At 63.3% G+C, this 16533-nt stretch carries 22 protein-coding genes; 4 read left to right on the forward strand and 18 right to left on the reverse strand.

The features are described 5' to 3' along the window. Nucleotides 1-48 precede the first annotated feature (48 nt). From ACFIMZ_RS11435 to ACFIMZ_RS11485, 11 genes are all read right to left on the reverse strand, one after another. A complete protein-coding gene (locus tag ACFIMZ_RS11435; RefSeq protein WP_431819615.1) occupies nt 49-729 on the reverse strand; it encodes a phage baseplate assembly protein V in 681 nt (226 codons plus the stop codon). After that, nucleotides 726-1253: a hypothetical protein gene (locus ACFIMZ_RS11440; RefSeq protein ID WP_431819616.1), complete on the reverse strand. Its 528-nt coding sequence runs from the start codon at nt 1251-1253 to the stop codon at nt 726-728. The genes ACFIMZ_RS11435 and ACFIMZ_RS11440 overlap by 4 nt, the downstream gene beginning before the upstream one ends. After that, nucleotides 1246-1773, reverse strand: coding sequence for a phage tail protein (locus ACFIMZ_RS11445; RefSeq protein ID WP_431819617.1), 528 nt, complete (start codon nt 1771-1773; stop codon nt 1246-1248). The genes ACFIMZ_RS11440 and ACFIMZ_RS11445 overlap by 8 nt, the downstream gene beginning before the upstream one ends. A 5-nt stretch (nt 1774-1778) precedes the next feature. Then, complete coding sequence (locus ACFIMZ_RS11450) at nt 1779-2069, reverse strand: head-tail joining protein (protein WP_431819618.1); 291 nt, start codon at nt 2067-2069, stop codon at nt 1779-1781. Nucleotide 2070: 1 nt separating this feature from the next. Next, nucleotides 2071-3066 carry a major capsid protein gene (locus tag ACFIMZ_RS11455; RefSeq protein ID WP_431819619.1) on the reverse strand — a complete coding sequence of 332 codons (996 nt, stop codon included), beginning with the start codon at nt 3064-3066 and terminating at the stop codon, nt 2071-2073. A 73-nt stretch (nt 3067-3139) separates the two neighbouring features. Next, the gene (locus tag ACFIMZ_RS11460; protein ID WP_431819620.1) at nt 3140-3484 is read right to left on the reverse strand and encodes a head decoration protein; all 345 of its coding nucleotides are present in this window, start codon (nt 3482-3484) and stop codon (nt 3140-3142) included. A 29-nt stretch (nt 3485-3513) separates the two neighbouring features. Next, entirely contained in the window at nt 3514-4590 is a 1077-nt protein-coding gene (locus ACFIMZ_RS11465) for a head maturation protease, ClpP-related (protein ID WP_431819621.1), read from the reverse strand. Next, on the reverse strand, nt 4587-6077 hold the full coding sequence (locus ACFIMZ_RS11470; protein ID WP_431819622.1) for a phage portal protein: 1491 nt from the start codon (nt 6075-6077) through the stop codon (nt 4587-4589). The genes ACFIMZ_RS11465 and ACFIMZ_RS11470 overlap by 4 nt, the downstream gene beginning before the upstream one ends. After that, nucleotides 6074-6280, reverse strand: a complete 207-nt coding sequence (locus ACFIMZ_RS11475; protein WP_431819623.1) for a phage head-tail joining protein — start codon at nt 6278-6280, stop codon at nt 6074-6076. The genes ACFIMZ_RS11470 and ACFIMZ_RS11475 overlap by 4 nt, the downstream gene beginning before the upstream one ends. A gap of 9 nt (nt 6281-6289) precedes the next feature. Next, complete coding sequence (locus ACFIMZ_RS11480; protein ID WP_431819624.1) at nt 6290-8404, reverse strand: phage terminase large subunit family protein; 2115 nt, start codon at nt 8402-8404, stop codon at nt 6290-6292. Further along, a complete protein-coding gene (locus tag ACFIMZ_RS11485; RefSeq protein WP_431819625.1) occupies nt 8289-8810 on the reverse strand; it encodes a MarR family transcriptional regulator in 522 nt (173 codons plus the stop codon). Before ACFIMZ_RS11485 ends, ACFIMZ_RS11480 begins: the two co-directional genes overlap by 116 nt. Nucleotides 8811-9010: 200 nt before the next feature. Here ACFIMZ_RS11485 and ACFIMZ_RS11490 point away from each other — a divergent pair, with 200 nt between their 5' ends. Beyond that, nucleotides 9011-9280 carry a hypothetical protein gene (locus tag ACFIMZ_RS11490; protein ID WP_431819626.1) on the forward strand — a complete coding sequence of 90 codons (270 nt, stop codon included), beginning with the start codon at nt 9011-9013 and terminating at the stop codon, nt 9278-9280. Here ACFIMZ_RS11490 and ACFIMZ_RS11495 read toward each other — a convergent pair. The 7 genes from ACFIMZ_RS11495 to ACFIMZ_RS11525 all read right to left on the reverse strand — a co-directional run bounded on the left by ACFIMZ_RS11495 (nt 9231) and on the right by ACFIMZ_RS11525 (nt 15093). After that, entirely contained in the window at nt 9231-9509 is a 279-nt protein-coding gene (locus tag ACFIMZ_RS11495) for a hypothetical protein (RefSeq protein WP_431819627.1), read from the reverse strand. The two genes, ACFIMZ_RS11490 and ACFIMZ_RS11495, sit on opposite strands and share 50 nt — an antisense overlap. 217 nt (nt 9510-9726) lie before the next feature. After that, nucleotides 9727-10314, reverse strand: coding sequence for a hypothetical protein (locus ACFIMZ_RS11500; RefSeq protein WP_431819628.1), 588 nt, complete (start codon nt 10312-10314; stop codon nt 9727-9729). Nucleotides 10315-10528: 214 nt separating this feature from the next. Then, on the reverse strand, nt 10529-13036 hold the full coding sequence (locus ACFIMZ_RS11505; protein WP_431819629.1) for a VapE domain-containing protein: 2508 nt from the start codon (nt 13034-13036) through the stop codon (nt 10529-10531). A gap of 84 nt (nt 13037-13120) precedes the next feature. Further along, nucleotides 13121-13615: a hypothetical protein gene (locus ACFIMZ_RS11510; RefSeq protein WP_063892039.1), complete on the reverse strand. Its 495-nt coding sequence runs from the start codon at nt 13613-13615 to the stop codon at nt 13121-13123. 275 nt (nt 13616-13890) lie between these two features. After that, complete coding sequence (locus ACFIMZ_RS11515; protein WP_431819630.1) at nt 13891-14274, reverse strand: hypothetical protein; 384 nt, start codon at nt 14272-14274, stop codon at nt 13891-13893. A 1-nt stretch (nt 14275) separates the two neighbouring features. After that, entirely contained in the window at nt 14276-14803 is a 528-nt protein-coding gene (locus ACFIMZ_RS11520) for a phage regulatory CII family protein (RefSeq protein ID WP_431819631.1), read from the reverse strand. An 86-nt stretch (nt 14804-14889) separates the two neighbouring features. After that, a complete protein-coding gene (locus tag ACFIMZ_RS11525; protein WP_431819632.1) occupies nt 14890-15093 on the reverse strand; it encodes a hypothetical protein in 204 nt (67 codons plus the stop codon). Between the two features lie 35 nt (nt 15094-15128). On the opposite strand from ACFIMZ_RS11525, the gene ACFIMZ_RS11530 reads away from it, so the two are divergent. From ACFIMZ_RS11530 to ACFIMZ_RS11540, 3 genes are all read left to right on the forward strand, one after another. After that, complete coding sequence (locus tag ACFIMZ_RS11530) at nt 15129-15740, forward strand: helix-turn-helix domain-containing protein (RefSeq protein WP_431819633.1); 612 nt, start codon at nt 15129-15131, stop codon at nt 15738-15740. Further along, nucleotides 15685-16146 (forward strand): hypothetical protein, encoded by a 462-nt coding sequence (locus ACFIMZ_RS11535; RefSeq protein ID WP_431819634.1) that lies wholly within the window; start codon nt 15685-15687, stop codon nt 16144-16146. The genes ACFIMZ_RS11530 and ACFIMZ_RS11535 overlap by 56 nt, the downstream gene beginning before the upstream one ends. Nucleotides 16147-16278: 132 nt before the next feature. After that, entirely contained in the window at nt 16279-16497 is a 219-nt protein-coding gene (locus ACFIMZ_RS11540) for a hypothetical protein (protein ID WP_431819635.1), read from the forward strand. Nucleotides 16498-16533: the final 36 nt, after the last annotated feature.

Here is a 16533-nt window from a genome sequence, read left to right on the forward strand (position 1 = left end):
AACGAAGCCCCGCAGAAGCGGGGCAAAGTGACTTTGCGAATGGATTCGTTACAGCGGCGGCGATACCGGCGCACCGTCGCCCTGTTCCATGTGCGAGTGCCGCAGGAACGATTTGCCGCTGATATCGATGTCGCCCGTATAGCGCGCACCGCCGTTCACCTGGACAGCCGGGCCGCCAGCAGCTCCGCCCTTGCCCTGCATCCCGCCGTTGAACGTCAGCAGCTTTTCCGTCGTCGTGTTCCCGGTGAACGTCGAATCCGGGATATCGCCGAGCAACTGCTGCGTACGCAGCGTCACACCGTCCGCGCGCAGCTCCAGCTCGGTGTCCCCGATGCGGAACACGATCCTGCCGCCGGCCGGTACGTCAACGCGGTATTCGTGTTTCTCGTGGTCGTACACCTCCGATGCGCCGTCCGGGTAGTCCCACGCGGTTTCAGCCGGACTGGCCCGCGCCGAGCCGCCGTGTTGGTCCGAGTAGTAGCCCGGTATCGCATATGCGCCGGACAGATCGCCGGACGGCGCGAACATCGTCGCCTGCTCGCCCACAGACGGCGGGCGCCAGAAGCGCACTGCGCCCGCAGCAGCCGTCTTCCACGGCATCAGGTCGCTGACCCATGCGCCGATGCGAACGCGGCACATCGGCGGCTGGTAGGTGACGTCCTCGACGGTGCCGTGTTGCACCATGCACGCCATACGGCGATCGATCTCACCCAGCTCGTAATCGCTCATGTACCTGCCTCCCGTTTATCCGCCGGATCCCAATACTGCCCATCACTGCCGGGGCCAACGTCCGGATCAACGCCCCACAGGATCGTCGGCCCGTCCGGGATCTCGCCTAGCGCCATGCCGAGCCCGAATTCGTGCGTCCATTCGACGAGCCACACGCAATACGTGTCGAGCTGCGGGCGGAAAGGATCCTCCGCAACCTGCACCACCTTGCCGGGCGTGATTGGCAGATCCCACGTCTGCATGTGCACCGCCATCGCGACGCGGGCCGCGACCTCGCGCACCGCCAGTTCGGCCCCCTCGTCGATCGGATCAAACACGATGCGCGCCTGCATGCGTGCGATCAGCGGCACGTCGTCGGTTCCATCGTCGTGACCGGGTTCGAACTCGCTCAGTTCGATCGCGATCAACGGCGTTTCGATCTTCTGACCGAGACGCGGGTATGCTTCGATCCGCTTCATCGCTGGCAGTTTGATGCGCAGCCCGTGCTCGATCGCATCGTGTAACTGTTTCAGGTTCTCAAGCACGTCGTATCGCCTTCAGTAGTTCGTAGTTCACTTCCTGACGAAGAATCGTCATCAGCCTGTCCTCACACGCTCTCGCGGCCCGACGAAATGCAGGATCGCCTGTCTGCTGCCACTGGACCGTCACCATGCGGTAAGGCACCCGTTCTTTGCCGACCCGTTCGTAAATCGGTCCGTCCGGCTGTCGATTCGACTGACGCCACGCGCCCTCGAAACTCTGGCGCCCTACGCGCATACCCTTGCGTGTCTTCATCGCATTGCCGAGACGATGCGCCTCGATTGGGTTCAGGCCGAGCCACACCTTGCCGGTGTCGGCCGACTGCAGAAAGAAATAGATCCGACGACGGATCACCTTCTGTGGGATCTTCGTCGCCCCTCCGACCTCCTTCGCGGTCTGGCTCTTGATCCACTGGGCTGTCTTGCGCAACGTGCGCCGCCATGCGGACCGCATCGCGGACGATGACAGCCCTTGCAAAACGGCCGTCACCTCGTTGAGGTTGATCTCGATTTTCAGGTCGTCCATACGCGCTACTGGAGAATGAGGATTGTCCAGCCCGTGCCGTCCGGTTGCGCCTCGAGCACGCGATACCGCTCACCGCTCGCGACCAGGACGCTGCCTTGCCGGACGTTGACGGCATCACGGTCCCGCAGATGGAACACGGGCGCGACCAGTTGCGTACGCTGGCTGCCGAGATCCGGTCCGAGCCAAGGTGACGCGAACATCCCTTCGACGGGCGAGCCGTCGATCGTGATTTCTGCATCGCCAAGGTCGCGCACCACCGCAGCGTCGACGTCCGCGATCAGATCCCGGAACGCCATGTCACGCCTTCAGCTTGACGATCGCCTTCGGGCGCGTGCACAGGTGGATCGGGTTCGACTGCGCCTCGATCTCGACGCCCTTGCCGAAGTCCATCAGCTCCTGCTTCGCGTAGTACGGCAGACCGGTCGTGTTGACCGCCTCGACGTAGTCGGCCGGCGCGAAGCGCGTGATGAACAGCTCCGGGACACCTTCCGGCACCGCATACGCCTCGTCGTCCGGGACGTACCCGATGTCACCGACACGGCCACGATAGCGCTCGAACGTGCAGCCGCCGATGTCGAACGCATCGCGCGTATCGCCGCGCAGCGATGCGGCCATCGCAGTGGCGAGGTAGGTTTCCTTCACGGTCCGCATCACGATCAGCTTGTTCCAGAAGTTGCGACCGCAGAGCACGCGCACTCCCGTGTACGTCGTCGCACCGAGCGCATCTTCGATCGCGTCCTGAACCTCCTGACACTTCTGCCGGATCTCGGTCGTCGCACTGTCCAGTTCGAACGCGATCACTGTCTGCTTGATACCGAAGTACTTCAGCAGGTCGACCAGCACCGACTTACCGTCCGCGTCCAGCACTGCCCCCTTGATCGCACCCACGCGGTGGAATTCATGCGTCGCATCGAGCTGACGCCGCATCTTCCCGAGCCGGCGATTCACCACGGTCTGCAGCGCCTCCAGCTCGGTTTCCGAACCGAACGCCCGCAGGTTCTGGATCTCGTCCGCCTTGATCACCGCACGTTGCGGCAGGTGCACGGTATTGAACGGGATCATGCTGCGCTTGCTGCCGCCCACAACGGCGGCCGGCGAACCGCGCTCGCCGGCCGCTACGAGCGCGAGCGTGTCGCCGTCGCGCTCGATCTGGATCGTCGTTGTCGTGATGCCGTCCTCTTCGAACAGCCCGAGTGTGCCGATCCGGCCGGGAACGTGCGGCTGCTCGTTGATCGCAGCACTCAGGGACGACAGCGAGAACGCATCGTCTTGAAACAGGGCGATGTCCGCCATACAACCTCCAACAGGAAAATGGATACAAAAAAGGCCACGCGCATTGCGTGGCCTTCGAAGACGTGAACCGCGATCAGCGGATGATTACGTGGCGCTCGGCGAGGTCGGTTCGGCCAGCAGTGTCCAGACCAGTGAGCAGGCCGCCGACCACCTCGGCAAGCCGCACGATGCCAGTCGCCAGGCGCGGCGCATCGGACGCCGCCAGCGGTGCGTACAGGATGGCCGCTGCGACTTCCGAACCGTCGTTCGCCGTGTTCAGGTACGGCGCATATTCGCCGGTGCCGGTCACGCCGAGCACCTGGCCGGCCGGCAGCGCCGGACCAGCTTTGACGACGACGGGTTCACGGGAGATCTGCCCGTTGCCCTCCGACACAAGAAATTCAGCCGGCAACACGCCCTGTTGCTTCACGTTCGACATGTGATTCCCCTCCTCGGGTTACGTCAAAGTTACTTGCCGCCCTTGCGAGCCGCGTAGATGGATGCCGCACGCGGCGCACGCGCGTCGACCTGCGGTGTGTTGGATGCCCCCGGCGCGGGACGGTTGGTGACGCTCGACTGCGACGCCGTCACGCGCTCGAACAGCCGCGCCCGAACCTGATCGGGCGTCAGACCATCCGCGACGAAGCCGGCGGTCAGCTCGGTCAGGCTCGCGGCCAGACAGATACCTGCGATGTCCTGCGCGCTGCGGATCGCGGCGTCGACCGTCGCGCGGTCACGCAGGCCCGTCGCCAGCACGATGCCCTCGGCGCAGTGCTCGATCCGCGCGTCACGACACGCGGCATATACGTGCGACGCCAGCGCCGTGACGTCCGGCGTCGCCAACGGCGGCGGCGCAGGATCGGCCGGCGGATTCGGCTGTGGATTCGGCGGCGGCACCTCGCCGTCGTCCTCCAGCACCGCCCGGATCTCTGCCGGCACGGCCGAGAAGCGGGCAGCGAGCCGCGCAGCGCCCGCGTATGCGGCGATGCTGATCGGCTCTTCGATCGAGTCGCAGAACCCCTGCTCTTTCGCCTTCGATGCCGTCAGCCAGGTCTCCGCGTTCATCATCGCGCGCACGTCGTCTTCCGGTAGACCGCTGCGCTGGACGTACGCCGCGAGGATGTTCGCCCCCGTGCTGTCGAGTAGATCCGCGAGACGACGGAAGTCTTCGGCCTCGCCGGCCGCGACGGTATGCGGGTTGTGGATCATCAGCATCGCGTTCGACGGCATCACGATCGTGTCGCATGCCATCAGAATCAGCGACGCGGCCGACGCGGCAACGCCGTCGACCCGGCCCGTCACCTTGCCGGCATGTCGACGCAGCGCGTTGTAGATCGTGAATGCGTCGAACACGTCACCGCCCATCGAGTTAATCGCGACGACGATCGACGTTGCCGTCGCCGCTACCTCGTCGAGCTTCGATGCGAACAGATCCGCGTCGGTGCCCCAGAATCCGATGTCACCGTAGATCCGGATCTCGACGCCCCTCCCGCCGTCCGCGCTCGCTTGCGCGCGGATGTCCCACCATCGTTTCTTACCTTTCATTCGCCATCCCCTTTAAATGCGTCGCCCGTGCCGTCGACCGGATCGAGCGTGTCATATCGAATCCCGAGCCGATGCTCCCGCGCGAGATCGTCCGCGTTCTCGCGGTCGACCTGCTCCGGGTCGTCCCCGCGCGCAAGCACCGCGCCGGACCGGCTCGCCAGCCCAGACCGGATCTCCATCCGCTTCGCCGTCACGTCCTGCACTGGGTGGATGTACGGCCATCCCTGCGGCACCCATCGCACCCGCAGATAGTCGCGCCTGCTGCGGTAGTAGTCCGGCATCGGCATCGCACCCGACAACGCGCACGCGTCAACCCACCAGCGCCAGACCTTCCGGCAAAGCTGGTGAATGAACACGTTCCACTGGATCTGTTCGATCGATCGACGAAACTCGTTCAGGATCACGCGCAACACGCGATCGCTCACGTCGCGCAGATCGCCCGTCATGACTTCGTACGGCATGCCGACCGATGCCGCAGCCGCCATCAATTGCTGGCGCATAAACGGCCCGTAGTCGGTTCCAGCACCGGGCGGCGCAGCAAACGTGACGCCCTCACCTGGAGCCAGCTCCTGCATGCTCCCCGGTTCGAGCGATACGACCGGCGAGAAGCCGTCGACGTCGTATTGCATTGCGCTGCCCGTGACTGGATCTCCCGGAAACCCCGGCTCGGTCGGCGGCTTCGTGATGAATCCTGCAAAGAGGTTGCTGACTTCCTGCCGAAACAGCACCGCGTCATCGAAGTTGTCCAGCGACTTGAGCCGCAGCAGCACCGTCGACAGCTCGGGAACGCCACGCACCTGTCCGGGCCGAAGCGCGAGGAAGACATGTGCGATCTCGTCGGCAGGCACGCGAACGGTCTGCATGTTGGTCATCGACGCACGCCCATACTCGCCCGGATGACGCTTCAGCAGGTGATACGCAACGCGTCGACCGTCTGCGTCGAACTCGACGCCGTTGACGATCTCCCCGCCTGGAACGATTTCGTTCTTCTCCATCGGCAGCAAATCGCCTTCGAGAAGCTGAATCTGCATCGGGACAGCCAAGCCGTCGCGCGGACTGCGCAACCGGCGACGCACCAGCACCTCGCCGTCGCTGAAAAACGCGCGCGCGGCGAGCGTCTGCACCCCGGCGATGTCGAACAGCTCGTCGGCATCGATCTCCTGCCCGCTATCCTCCCAAAGTTGCTTTTGCATCTTGCGCACTGCGTCATTCGGATGCTGCGGATGTGCTTGGATGCCATTGCCGATCGTGTTCGAGACGAGTCGCGCGATCGCCGTTTTCGCCCACGGGTCGTTCCGGATCGCGTCACGCGCGCGAGACCGCATCAGCGGCAGGTTTTGCACCGCCGCAGCATTCGGCCCCGCACTCGATACCCGCCACGACTTCGCCCGCGCCCCGGCCGTGCTCGCAGACTCGTACGCCGCCGCCTTCAGCCGCGTCGGCACCACAAATCCGCGCTGCGCGAGTGACGGATAACCGCGTCTCATCGCACCCCCTTGCCCGCGTGACGCAGTCGGACGATCGACGAACGGCCGGCCGCGCCATTCAGATCTCGAATGATCTCGGTGCGCGCCTCGCGCAACTCGGCGATCGAGCGATAGCGCACGCGCCGGTCGGCGTATTGCACTTCCAGCTCGCCCTTCGCGATCGCGGACTGGATCCGCTCCAGATCCTGCCTTGTGTACCCCATGAACACCTCCTAGCGCCGCGACAGATAGGTCGACCGTCCGACCCGACGCCCCTGAATACGCGAAACCCCGCTCGGTGGCGGGGTTTCGGCGGGTTTTGCTACCTGCGGCGACGGCCGCGGAGCCTCTGTTACTTCCGGTTCATCGGGCGGGTCGGGCAGCACCGCGACAGGCAGGCCGGAAGGCAGCGCTTCCAGCACCGGCACGGCATCAAACAGCGACACCTGCGAAGCACGATGCTGCTCGACCTGCCAGTGCGCCTCGGTCATCAAGTGCACCTTGACGCTACGGGCCGCGTGCATCGCATAGCCCTCGCAGTCCAGCGCCTCGTTTCTCGCGCCGGCCTTCTTCTGCCACACGCGCTTGCCGCCACGCGGTCCCGGCACCTTGACCTCGGCCGTGAGCTGCGACAGGTAGTCACTGCGCACGCCGCGATACCAGTGCATCCGGCCCGGCCCGTCGCCTTCTAGCTTCATTCGGTTTTCGAGGATCAGATCCTTCGCCCGACTCACGCCGACCATGTACGGACGCAGGCCGTACTTCGCCGCCTTGCTGTTGTTCCGAGTCGAGTCGATCGACGCCTTAGGCACGCTGAAGATCTCCGCGTCAGGGTTGCCGCTGCCCTTGACGGCCATCACGTTGTAACCGGCCTGCTGCGCCGCACGCACATACTTGTATACCGCGTCCGACGTCGAGCCGTCCGACGAGTCGATCGACGTCGCACGTACCCGCAGCAGCCAACCGTTTTCATGCCGGTAGGCGTGCGTCAGCAGCATCGTCAGCGCTCCCCATACACCGCCCGTCAGCGGATCTTGCTGCTGCTCAAGCACGTTCCCGTGAATCTCGCCCCACACGACGAGCCAGCTCTCCTCGCTGCGCCCCCATGCACGCAGCACGATCGCGAGACGGTCGTGCTGCACGTCGACGCCGAGCGTCAACAGCAGACCGCCGGCCGGCACCGTCAGCTCCGCGTATGACAGCGCCCGTTCAGCAAGCACCTCCAGCTCGGGCAACTCGCTCTTGTACTTGTACGCCCGCCCCTGCGAGTTATTCACGAACGATCGCATCTTCGTATCGTCGCCCTCGCGTAGCGCCTTGTCGGCTGTCAGCCACTTCTTCACTAGTTCGGCCATGTTTGATCCGGGGAAAGGCGATACCAGCTCGTTGATTCGAAAACCGGCCACGCCGTGAAACGGTGCCGTCGCGACCCATCGCCCGCGACGCACTGCGCGGATGCGCATCGCGTCGTCCCACAACGAACCACAATGCGGACACGTGTAGCGGGCAGTCTCCGGTCGCGCTCGGCCATAGACCTCATGCACGACATCGGCGTCGTTACACCAGGTCACGTTTTCCCATGCCAGCTCATGCTCTTCGTCACAATCGGGGCACGGCACAAGATAGACGCGCTGATCAGACGCCGCATACGCCTGCTGGATGCGCGACAGACCGTCCACGGTCGGCGTACCGCCCAGGATCATCTTGCGACGCCGGTCCGAATAGCTCTTGTTCCGCTCTTCCAACAGCGTGATCGAGTCGCCCTGCTCACGCACGTTCGTGTTTGCGTCGTCCGGCTCCTCGACCGCAACGACCGGGGCCGGCGTCGACTTCACCTCGTCCGGCGCGTTCGACGTGATGAACTTCAGGAAGCCGCGCGCGAACGTCTTGTGATCCCACAAGTTGTTTTTGTCGCGGGCTGCGTGAACCGGTAGCTTCGCCGACAGGCGAGGCGTCACCTCGACCATCGGCTCGAACTTTTCGAGGTTGAACTTCTTCGCCGTTTTCTCTTTCGGGAACATGACGATCATCGGGCACGGATCGACGTCGATCCGTTTCGCAATGTAGTTCAGCAGCACCCCATCCGTCCACGCGACCTGCGCGGACTTCATGCACACAACCTTCTGCGCGGCCGGATCGTCCAGCGCTTCGTGCATGCCGATCACCCACGGCGTGATGTTCACGTTGTAGCGGCCCGGGCTCGCCGATGCCTTCGCGCTCAACCGCCGATGCTTAGTCGCCCACTCCGTCGTCCCGATCCGTTCCGGCGGTCGCAGCAGCTTCGCGATCCGTCGAATCACCGCGCGGACTGTCTGGCTCGTATTGAGATAGCTGCTCAAGGCATCCATAGATATGCTCGTTCAACCATTCGACGTCTACCTCGACGCCGTATAGCGCATACAGCTCAGGCGCCAGCTTGTCGGGCAGCGCCAGCAATTCCGTTTGAAATGCGCCGACCATCAGGCCGTACGCCTGTTCAAGTTGCGCCGCATTGACGAGCTGCCCTTTCTTTTCTGCCAGCGTCAGCAGCTTGATCTCGCGATCGACGCGTTCGGTCATCGCTCGTTCAGCGACGAGATCTATCCCGTTCTCGCTGGAGCGGCCGGCGGCCATCTCACGAAGGTGCCGGATGTACGCGACACGGATCTCGTCGATCGAAGCCACACGGTAGTCGAGTCGGACCTTGTCGACGAACCGCGAAACGGCCGACTGATCAAGGTCCAGGTGCTCGGCGATCTGCTGCTGAGTCGGCATGAATATGACCCCCTATGGAGACTCGCCAGTAGAGAAAAATCGCGGGTGCGAGCCCCCGCGTGTGCGCCGCCCCCGAGGGTCCCCAGATGCGCCCGCAGCACGCTACGGTCCAGCATCACGCGCTCGCGATCGTAGAGCGGATCAGGTTCAGCTGGTGCGGGCTGTAGAATCGCGCTTCCTAACCACACAAGGAGATCCATATGAGCGACGCGCTCAAGAAAATCGCAGAAGCAATGGAAGCCGAAGCCCCAATCAAGCAACAACTTGTCGCAGACAATATGGCGCTTTACACCGTTGTGCGTGCACTCGCAGAAGCCAACGTAGACAACCCGGTATTCGCTGCCGCAGTGAACACGTTGACAGAGTTGCGTGTATCGAAGCTCATGGCGTCGCACGCATCCGATGAGATTATCGAGACGTTCAAGCAGTCGGTGCGTGACCTGCTGCCGGAAACGCTGCGGAAGGTCTGAGCCTTTCACGAACACTGCGCTCGGCACACACCAATACGGCGATCTGATTGCCGAATCCCTCCACTGCGCTCAGGGCCGCCGACAGCGCCTTGAGCGCATCCGCCTCTTCCTCTTCCTCTTCCGCCAGACCATACGCCTTCGGATCGTCCTGCACCGCCTCTTTGATGGCTGCCGCGACTCCCTCGCCAACAATTGCGACCGCCGAGCCATCTATAGAGCTTGTTCGCATTTCGCGCTCCAATGCAAAAAGCCCCGAGGGCTTTCGCACTCAGGGCTTTGAATTCATTTCGTAGGGACGAACGCCCCCACACGACCTAACGGGCTCCACTATGTGTTCTTATGTCCCGAGAGGTTTGCACGACTAACGCGCGGTGCCAGCGAATATCCAGTGACGCGGTAAAGGATGTCCGAAGTTTACGTGATCCGCTCTTGGAATGGAAGACGTTTCATTCTCGCAATTGGCGGCGCATTGTGTCGGACACCGATCCATTCACATGATCGAGCAGCGAATGCATGTCGTGGAAACGACGCGACCAGTGCCGTCGATACTCGTCAAGTGGGATGCCGAGCGCTTGCGCGCGCGCGGCTTCGTCAATCGGTCGCTTGCCCGAGCCAGCGCAATCCGGACAAATATATCGACCGTCCCGTCGCACGACGCCGCGCCCTTCGCACCGCGCACATTGATCGTTGATCCACTCGTCGAGCAAGCGCAATGCGAAGCGCTCGACAATATCGACCTTCGCACGCTTGACTTCGTGTCCTGCGCGCTGATCGCGACGTTCCTCACGGTTCAGGCCCGTGAACCGATTGCGCTTAAAACGGCCCGACAAGCGGATCATCTGCGCAAACAGCAACGTGGCCTTGCGGATCGTCGCAGGCTTCGCTTCCAGCCCCGCCTTGATCCGGACCAGCAACCGACCGAGATCGCTCGCAAAGGCGAGCGCGCCCAAAGTAACTTTCGGATCGGCAATCGGGTCGGTGAACTGACCACGAACACTCATTGCAACGCCTGCCCGCTCCATCAAATCGATCATGACTCTCTCCTATTCGTCCTAATGTCCCAAGGGAAAAGGCCTGCAGGGGTGCGCGCCTGCGACATGCGCGACATGCGCCGCTCACGTCGCGCATATCGCGCCCCTGCACCCGCGCCCGAGACCGCGCCTTGGGACGTTGGGACATGGGACGTCCACGGCGCGCCAAGGCTGGTACAGTGGCGCGCCTGCCATGCAGGCACAGCGCGCCAAACCATCACAGCGGACTGTCGTCATCGCCCGCCACAACCAGCTCGCGCTCGACTTCCGGCTCCTGCTCCTCGCGCACGTAGTACCACCCGCGCGAACCGGTCGACTCCCGCTTGCGCACCCAACCGAGCGACTTCAGCGCCTTGCCAATGCGGCGCTGTTCCGCCAGCGTCCATTTCGACGTGTCGAGCTTCAGGATGTCCGCGAGGATTTCTTCCATCGTCGTGCGCGTCACGAATTCCAGGGCCTTGGCGATCTTGTCCTCGTACACGTCGCCCTCGTAGCGCTCTGCCTGCTCGATCTCGAACAGCGGGCGTTCCTGCTCCGTCACGTGCCACACGACGCCCGAGCGGTACAGGTGCACGGCCTCGGCCCAAAGCTGATCACGGACGGCCACGATGCCGTCGATGTCGACCAGACCGCCGACACGCAGCGGCCAATAGCGCCGGTTGCCCGATTCGTCCTTCAGGTACGTGTCGAAGTTGACCGAGCCGGCGAACACGCACTGGCGCGGTACGTCGGTTGCCCGCTTGCCGTAGAAGTTGCGGAACCGGTCAACGGCCGTCGCGAAGAAGCTCTTCACCGCCGACGAGTCGGCCTTGTTCAGCGAATCCAGTTCGGCCAGCTCGATCACCCACTTGCCGGCTAGCACCGCGTATGTGTCCTTGTTGCCGATCTGGATCGGCGTATCGGTGAACCATGGAGCGCCGGCCAGCACCTTCAGCGCCGTCGATTTGCGGGCACCCTGCTTGCCTTCGAGGATCAGGACGTTGTCGACCTTGCAGCCCGGATCCATCACGCGAGCCACGGCCGCGATCATCCATTTCATGAATGCGAGCTGCACATATTCGCTATCGGCCACACGCAGGTACGTCGACGGCATCGATCGCACGCGCGGCATACCATCCCATTTCAGCCCCTCGAGGTATTCGCGCACGTCATGGAAGTGGGTCGCGTCAGCAACCAGCAGGACTGCATTCATCACGATATCGGTGCGCACAGAGAGGCCGTACCGCTGCGACAACCAGAGCACGCAGCGCTGATCATCCATGTCGGTCCACTCGCCCGTCACACCTTGCGGAAATGGCGGCGCACGGCGCTTCATCACCCGGCCACCGAAATCGTCCTGTTCGATTACGCCCTGCCACGCATTGTGATTCGACAGGATCAGGTGGACGTTGCCGAGCGTCGGCAACAGCGTGCCCTTGTCGGACCGCGCCAGATCCTGCTCCCATGTGTGTGCGCCGTTCTCCACTTCGCGGCCGTCCCATTCCGGCAGATGCGCGGCAGCGGACGTCGCGGCGGGTTTCGTCAGCGAAGCGTCCGCGATCGATACGTCCGTCGCCGCCGGCCGGATATCGTCGTTCGCTGGCGCGATGACGCGCAAGATCGCCGCCTGTATCTGCGCTTCAACGACTTCGAAACCCTCTTCGACGTGCAGGTCATTGAAGTCGGTCAGCTTGCGCTCGCCACGATTAGCAAATGCCGGATAGACGACGCTGACGTCGTCGACCTCGGCTGCCGCCTCGTACGCGCGCTTCAGGCCGGTGTTCTCGAAGCGCTTGCGACGCAGCGGCATCACGTCGTTACCGTAGCTCACCTCAACGTACGGCACGCCATTATCGTCACGACGGCGGGACGCGGCGACCATGTACCACGTATTCTTCGCCTCAATCCGGACCGGCTCGGCACCGAAGACCAGTTCGCCACGGAAAGCGAATTCATCGGCGAGCCAATCGCGCATGCGCTGCTCGATCTTCCAGTCGTCATCGGCGCAGACCAGCACGTGCACGTCCGGATACGTTGCGCGCAGGTAGCGCACGGCCGGGAAGATGCCGCCCGCGTCGAAGCAGACGTCGACCGCGAACGCGTCGTCGATCGCCATGCGGATCGCGCGTGCGGTCGCGTAGCCTTCGGCAACCAGCACGACCTGGTCGTCCGTGCCGACCTCGCCGAGCACATATGATGCGCCCTTCTTCTCCATGCCCTTGTTGAAGCGCTTCGCGCCGTCCGGCGTAATCTTCTGCAGGCCGACGAGACGCGGCTCGTCGCCATACTGGTACATCGGCACGAAGATCGTGCCGTCCGCATCGAAGCGCACACCCTCGGCCGTGATGTGCTTGCGCTCCAGGTACGCGGACGTACCATCCTCGGTCGCGCGGCTCCACTGACCGTGCGCGCGGTTCGCGGCGAGCTTCGCCTGCCGAGCCTCGCGCTCGGCTTGCCCGCGCTCGGCCGATTCCTGCCGACGACGGGTTTCGGCGAGCACTTCTTCGGTCAGCGGTGCGCCGCTCCACTCGAAGCGCTCGGTGCCCGGATCGTCACCCGAAAAGTGCCCGAACGTGCCGCCGTAGCCGATCACGGCGCCCTTGCTGACAACCTCGCGAAGCTGATACCAGTACTTCTTGCGCGGCCCGTACCGGTGATGCTTACCATCCGCGACCGGATGGCCGGCGGGCAGGTCAGGATGACCCGCCGCGCGCAGTTGCTGAATGATCTGGTCAAGTGTTGCCATGCGAAATTCACCTCCATTGTTCGTGCGCCCCGGGCCATCGCCACGGGCACACCAAAGTTGCTTTGGCCGCGCGTCACGACCGGATCACAATTCCTTGAGAAGCGTCTGCAGTTGCCTCAGCTTCTCGACGCCACGTTCGTTGCACTCACGCTGTTCCTCGATCCTGAGCGCCGCCGTTTCCAGATCCGACGTGATCGCCCGGATATCGTCGGATAGACGTGACAAGCGCCCTGCAATGCCTGATAGAAGATCAATCGGCTCGATCGCGGGCGGCTGACTTGCTGCCGATACCTCCGACTCGGCCGGATGGACCGGATCGGCGTCTTGCTCCATGCGTGGCATCGATACTTTTGCGCGTTGGAAATGGCCTCGCGGCGCTTCCTTGACGATGCCCGCGTCGACGAGCCTGTCAAGGCAGCCCTTTACCGTGCGCAGTTCCATGCTCGATTTGGTCGTGGCATACAGGTCCGACGCGATGTGCTGCGCTGTCCACGCCGCACCGCCCGGCACACTTTCAAAGACCTTTTGAGCCTGTATCGGAAGCTCGCGCACAATTGATTCACGGCGTTCAGGCGTCATGCCCCCTCCTGCCGCCGCGAGGCCGTCGAAGTACCCTTTTGCATAGACCCTCCTGTGTCGATGGCGATCGCTGTCCATTGCGATCCCCGTTAGCGCGCACTGCGGTTCGCGGCTAGCTCGGCGAGCCGGCGATCGCGCGCGACCTTGTGCGAATAGTTGCGCCACACGCTTCGCCCGGCGGCGTAGCACTGCGGCCCGCTCGGCGAACGTCGGTATTGCGATGTTCCGCGTCGCAATGCGCCACTCGTTCCACTTACCTTCACTTAGATCTCCGGTTATTTGCCGCGCAGCCGACGCCACTCAGCGGACATCTGGTCGTCGAACGCCGAAAGGTCGGCCGCGCAAAGCTGGCCGACGATCTGGTCGCGGAACGCGTGGCGTTCCGCCTTGGTAGGCAGCGCCGCACACGAACGAGCGGCGACCCCGATGAACACGTTGACCTTGCCGACCCGCCCTGCTTCCGCGAGGAACACGGCGAGGCGATCGGGGAAGGTCGATATGAGGTCCAAGAGGAATCGGCCGACCTGATCCGGAGCGTTGTCGAATCGATAGGCGAGCGCGGTCGTGGCGCAGGCGAGCTGCTGTCCATACTCGCAGCACAACTCCACTTGCTCGCGCCACACGCGACAACACCCCATGCCGGGCTTGAATCGCTCCATATCAGCGCCGCCGACGCTTCGCGAGGTTCCGAGCGGCATGTATCAGCCGCTGAAACAGGCGCTGCCCCTTGCGCCCCGTCGCAATGATCTCCTCGGCCTTGCGGTCGTCGATACGTTGATCCTCGAGCGCGCGCGTCACGTCATCAGCCACGCGCCCGACATGGGCCTGCAGGTGTAGCGCCGTCGAGACGAGACGCATCGCACCTGGCTCGAGCGCGTCCTCGGTCGCTTGCTCGTCGACGTGTTCTGCGACCAGGCCGAAACGCGCATTCAGCGCATGCAGCGCGTCGAGCGCGTGCGCATTTGCCTCGGATTTCTCCTGCATCCACTCGACGAGCAGCTCGAACATTTCCATCGACAGGCGACTGTCGCCGACGCCGCGCAACCGCAGACGCAGCGACTCGGCCGTGATGTTTTTTCCGCGCCGGACGGTGAGATAGTTCGCCGCATCGGCAACGCCGCCGGGCGTGTCGCGTACGGACGTATAGAGCACGTCCAGCCATTCGGTACTGTCGTATCGGCAGGTCATTTGCGGGTATTGGGTAAAGGCGGCTTTCATCCTGTCGCGCCCCAGGGATCGCGACTACGATTCGGCCAATGGATAGACAGACGATGTCAATGCACCGCCGGGGGCAAATCGTCCTCGGTCGGGTGATCGAGGAAGTGGTCGTACAGGGCCTGTACGGTCGAGACGCGAGGATCGCGATGAATTCGAAGAGCGATCTTTGTCAAGGTTTGGTAGGGGATGCCACATTGGCGGGCGAGCGCCGGCCACCCACCCTTAGCAGCGTCAAGGTGGCGCAGCACGGTGTCGAGCATCGGTTCCTTATAGTTCCGCATATGACGATCCTTTGATGATGACCGCCACAATAATATCCCATTCAGGATATTTACTCAACGCACCACCCCGCGCCAATATCTCGCAAGGGATTCATCTTTCCCGGCAATATGCGGACATGAATAAGACGCCGCTTCGAATGATCTTGGCGCGGAACGTTCGCCGCCACATGGAGGCGAGCGAACGCATCCGAACGCAAGTACAACTCGCCAAAGCAGCTGGTGTGGCGCAGAGCAGTGTCGCGCGCGTACTCAAGGGGGAGATAGACACGCAGCTGTACATCATCGAGGCACTCGCCGAGGCAATCGGCGTACCTCCAGGCGCACTCCTGACCGACGACGAGTCCGAGCAGGAATTGCTAAGGTTCGACCGATCGCTCGTCGCCGCGCTGCCGGCGTCAGAAAAGGCCAAGATTGAAAGCTATATAGAGTTCGTTCTGAGCCAGACCAGCACCGCCCACGTGGAAGCGGATGGCTCCCTCAGCATCTCAGAAGAAATTCCCGCCACCGCCGAGTCCAAACGGCGAGCGGGTGTTGCCGCTCAACGCCCATTATCAAATCAAACGTTGAGCAATGAGAAACCACGCCGCGACCCCGCATTCCGAGCGACCAGAAAGCAACGCCGATAACGTCTACCACCTCACGACGCATGGCCGGACCCTCCGGCACCAGGCAATTCGAGAATACCTGCGCGAGCAGATGGCTCGACACGCCGAAGACTCGATCATTGCGATCGCGTGCGTTTCCATGCAGGCGGACGGGACAATCAGCATCTCCGCAAAGGGGATCGAACCCGACCTCGCCGACGAAATGCTCAATGGCTTGAGTCACCTGTCGGCACGAATCCGCCACCACACAAAGGGCAAGCCCAAACCCCGCCCTCGCCAAAACGGCAACATCGCACTCGGCGTAATGGCAGCGATTGCCTTGACTACCTGCGCATACATCAACGCGATCCCGTGGATCGACAGCACGCTAGTTTTGGCCGCCCATTTTCTCGCAAGCCTCACCACCCACCGAACGACGCCCAAGTAACCTCCAAGGTGTGCCCGCCATCCCCGGCGGGCTACTTACAACGACAAATATCCCTATAGGGATTGACATCAATATATCCTAACGGGGATACTCCGGCTGTCGCGTCACCCGACGCTCAACCGGAGAACCACCATGGAATCGACCGATCTGCACGCGGAAGCCCGTCAGGACTGGCTCCGCGACGAACAAATTCCCTGCGTCACGCCGTCCGAGCCGGCCCGCCAAAGCAACTTTGAGAAGTCGGCGATCTTCCGCTGGACCCTCGTCGCGGCCCTGCTGTTCATTGTCGTCAACGTGTTCCAAGACGGCCCGATCGACGAGCCGCCGACCGCCTACCGAGTCACCGCCTAAACCGCCCCGACCCTGCCGGGGCAAGCGGCCCCGGCG

This window comes from Burkholderia sp. F1, from assembly GCF_050813845.1.
Lineage (GTDB): Bacteria > Pseudomonadota > Gammaproteobacteria > Burkholderiales > Burkholderiaceae > Burkholderia > Burkholderia ubonensis.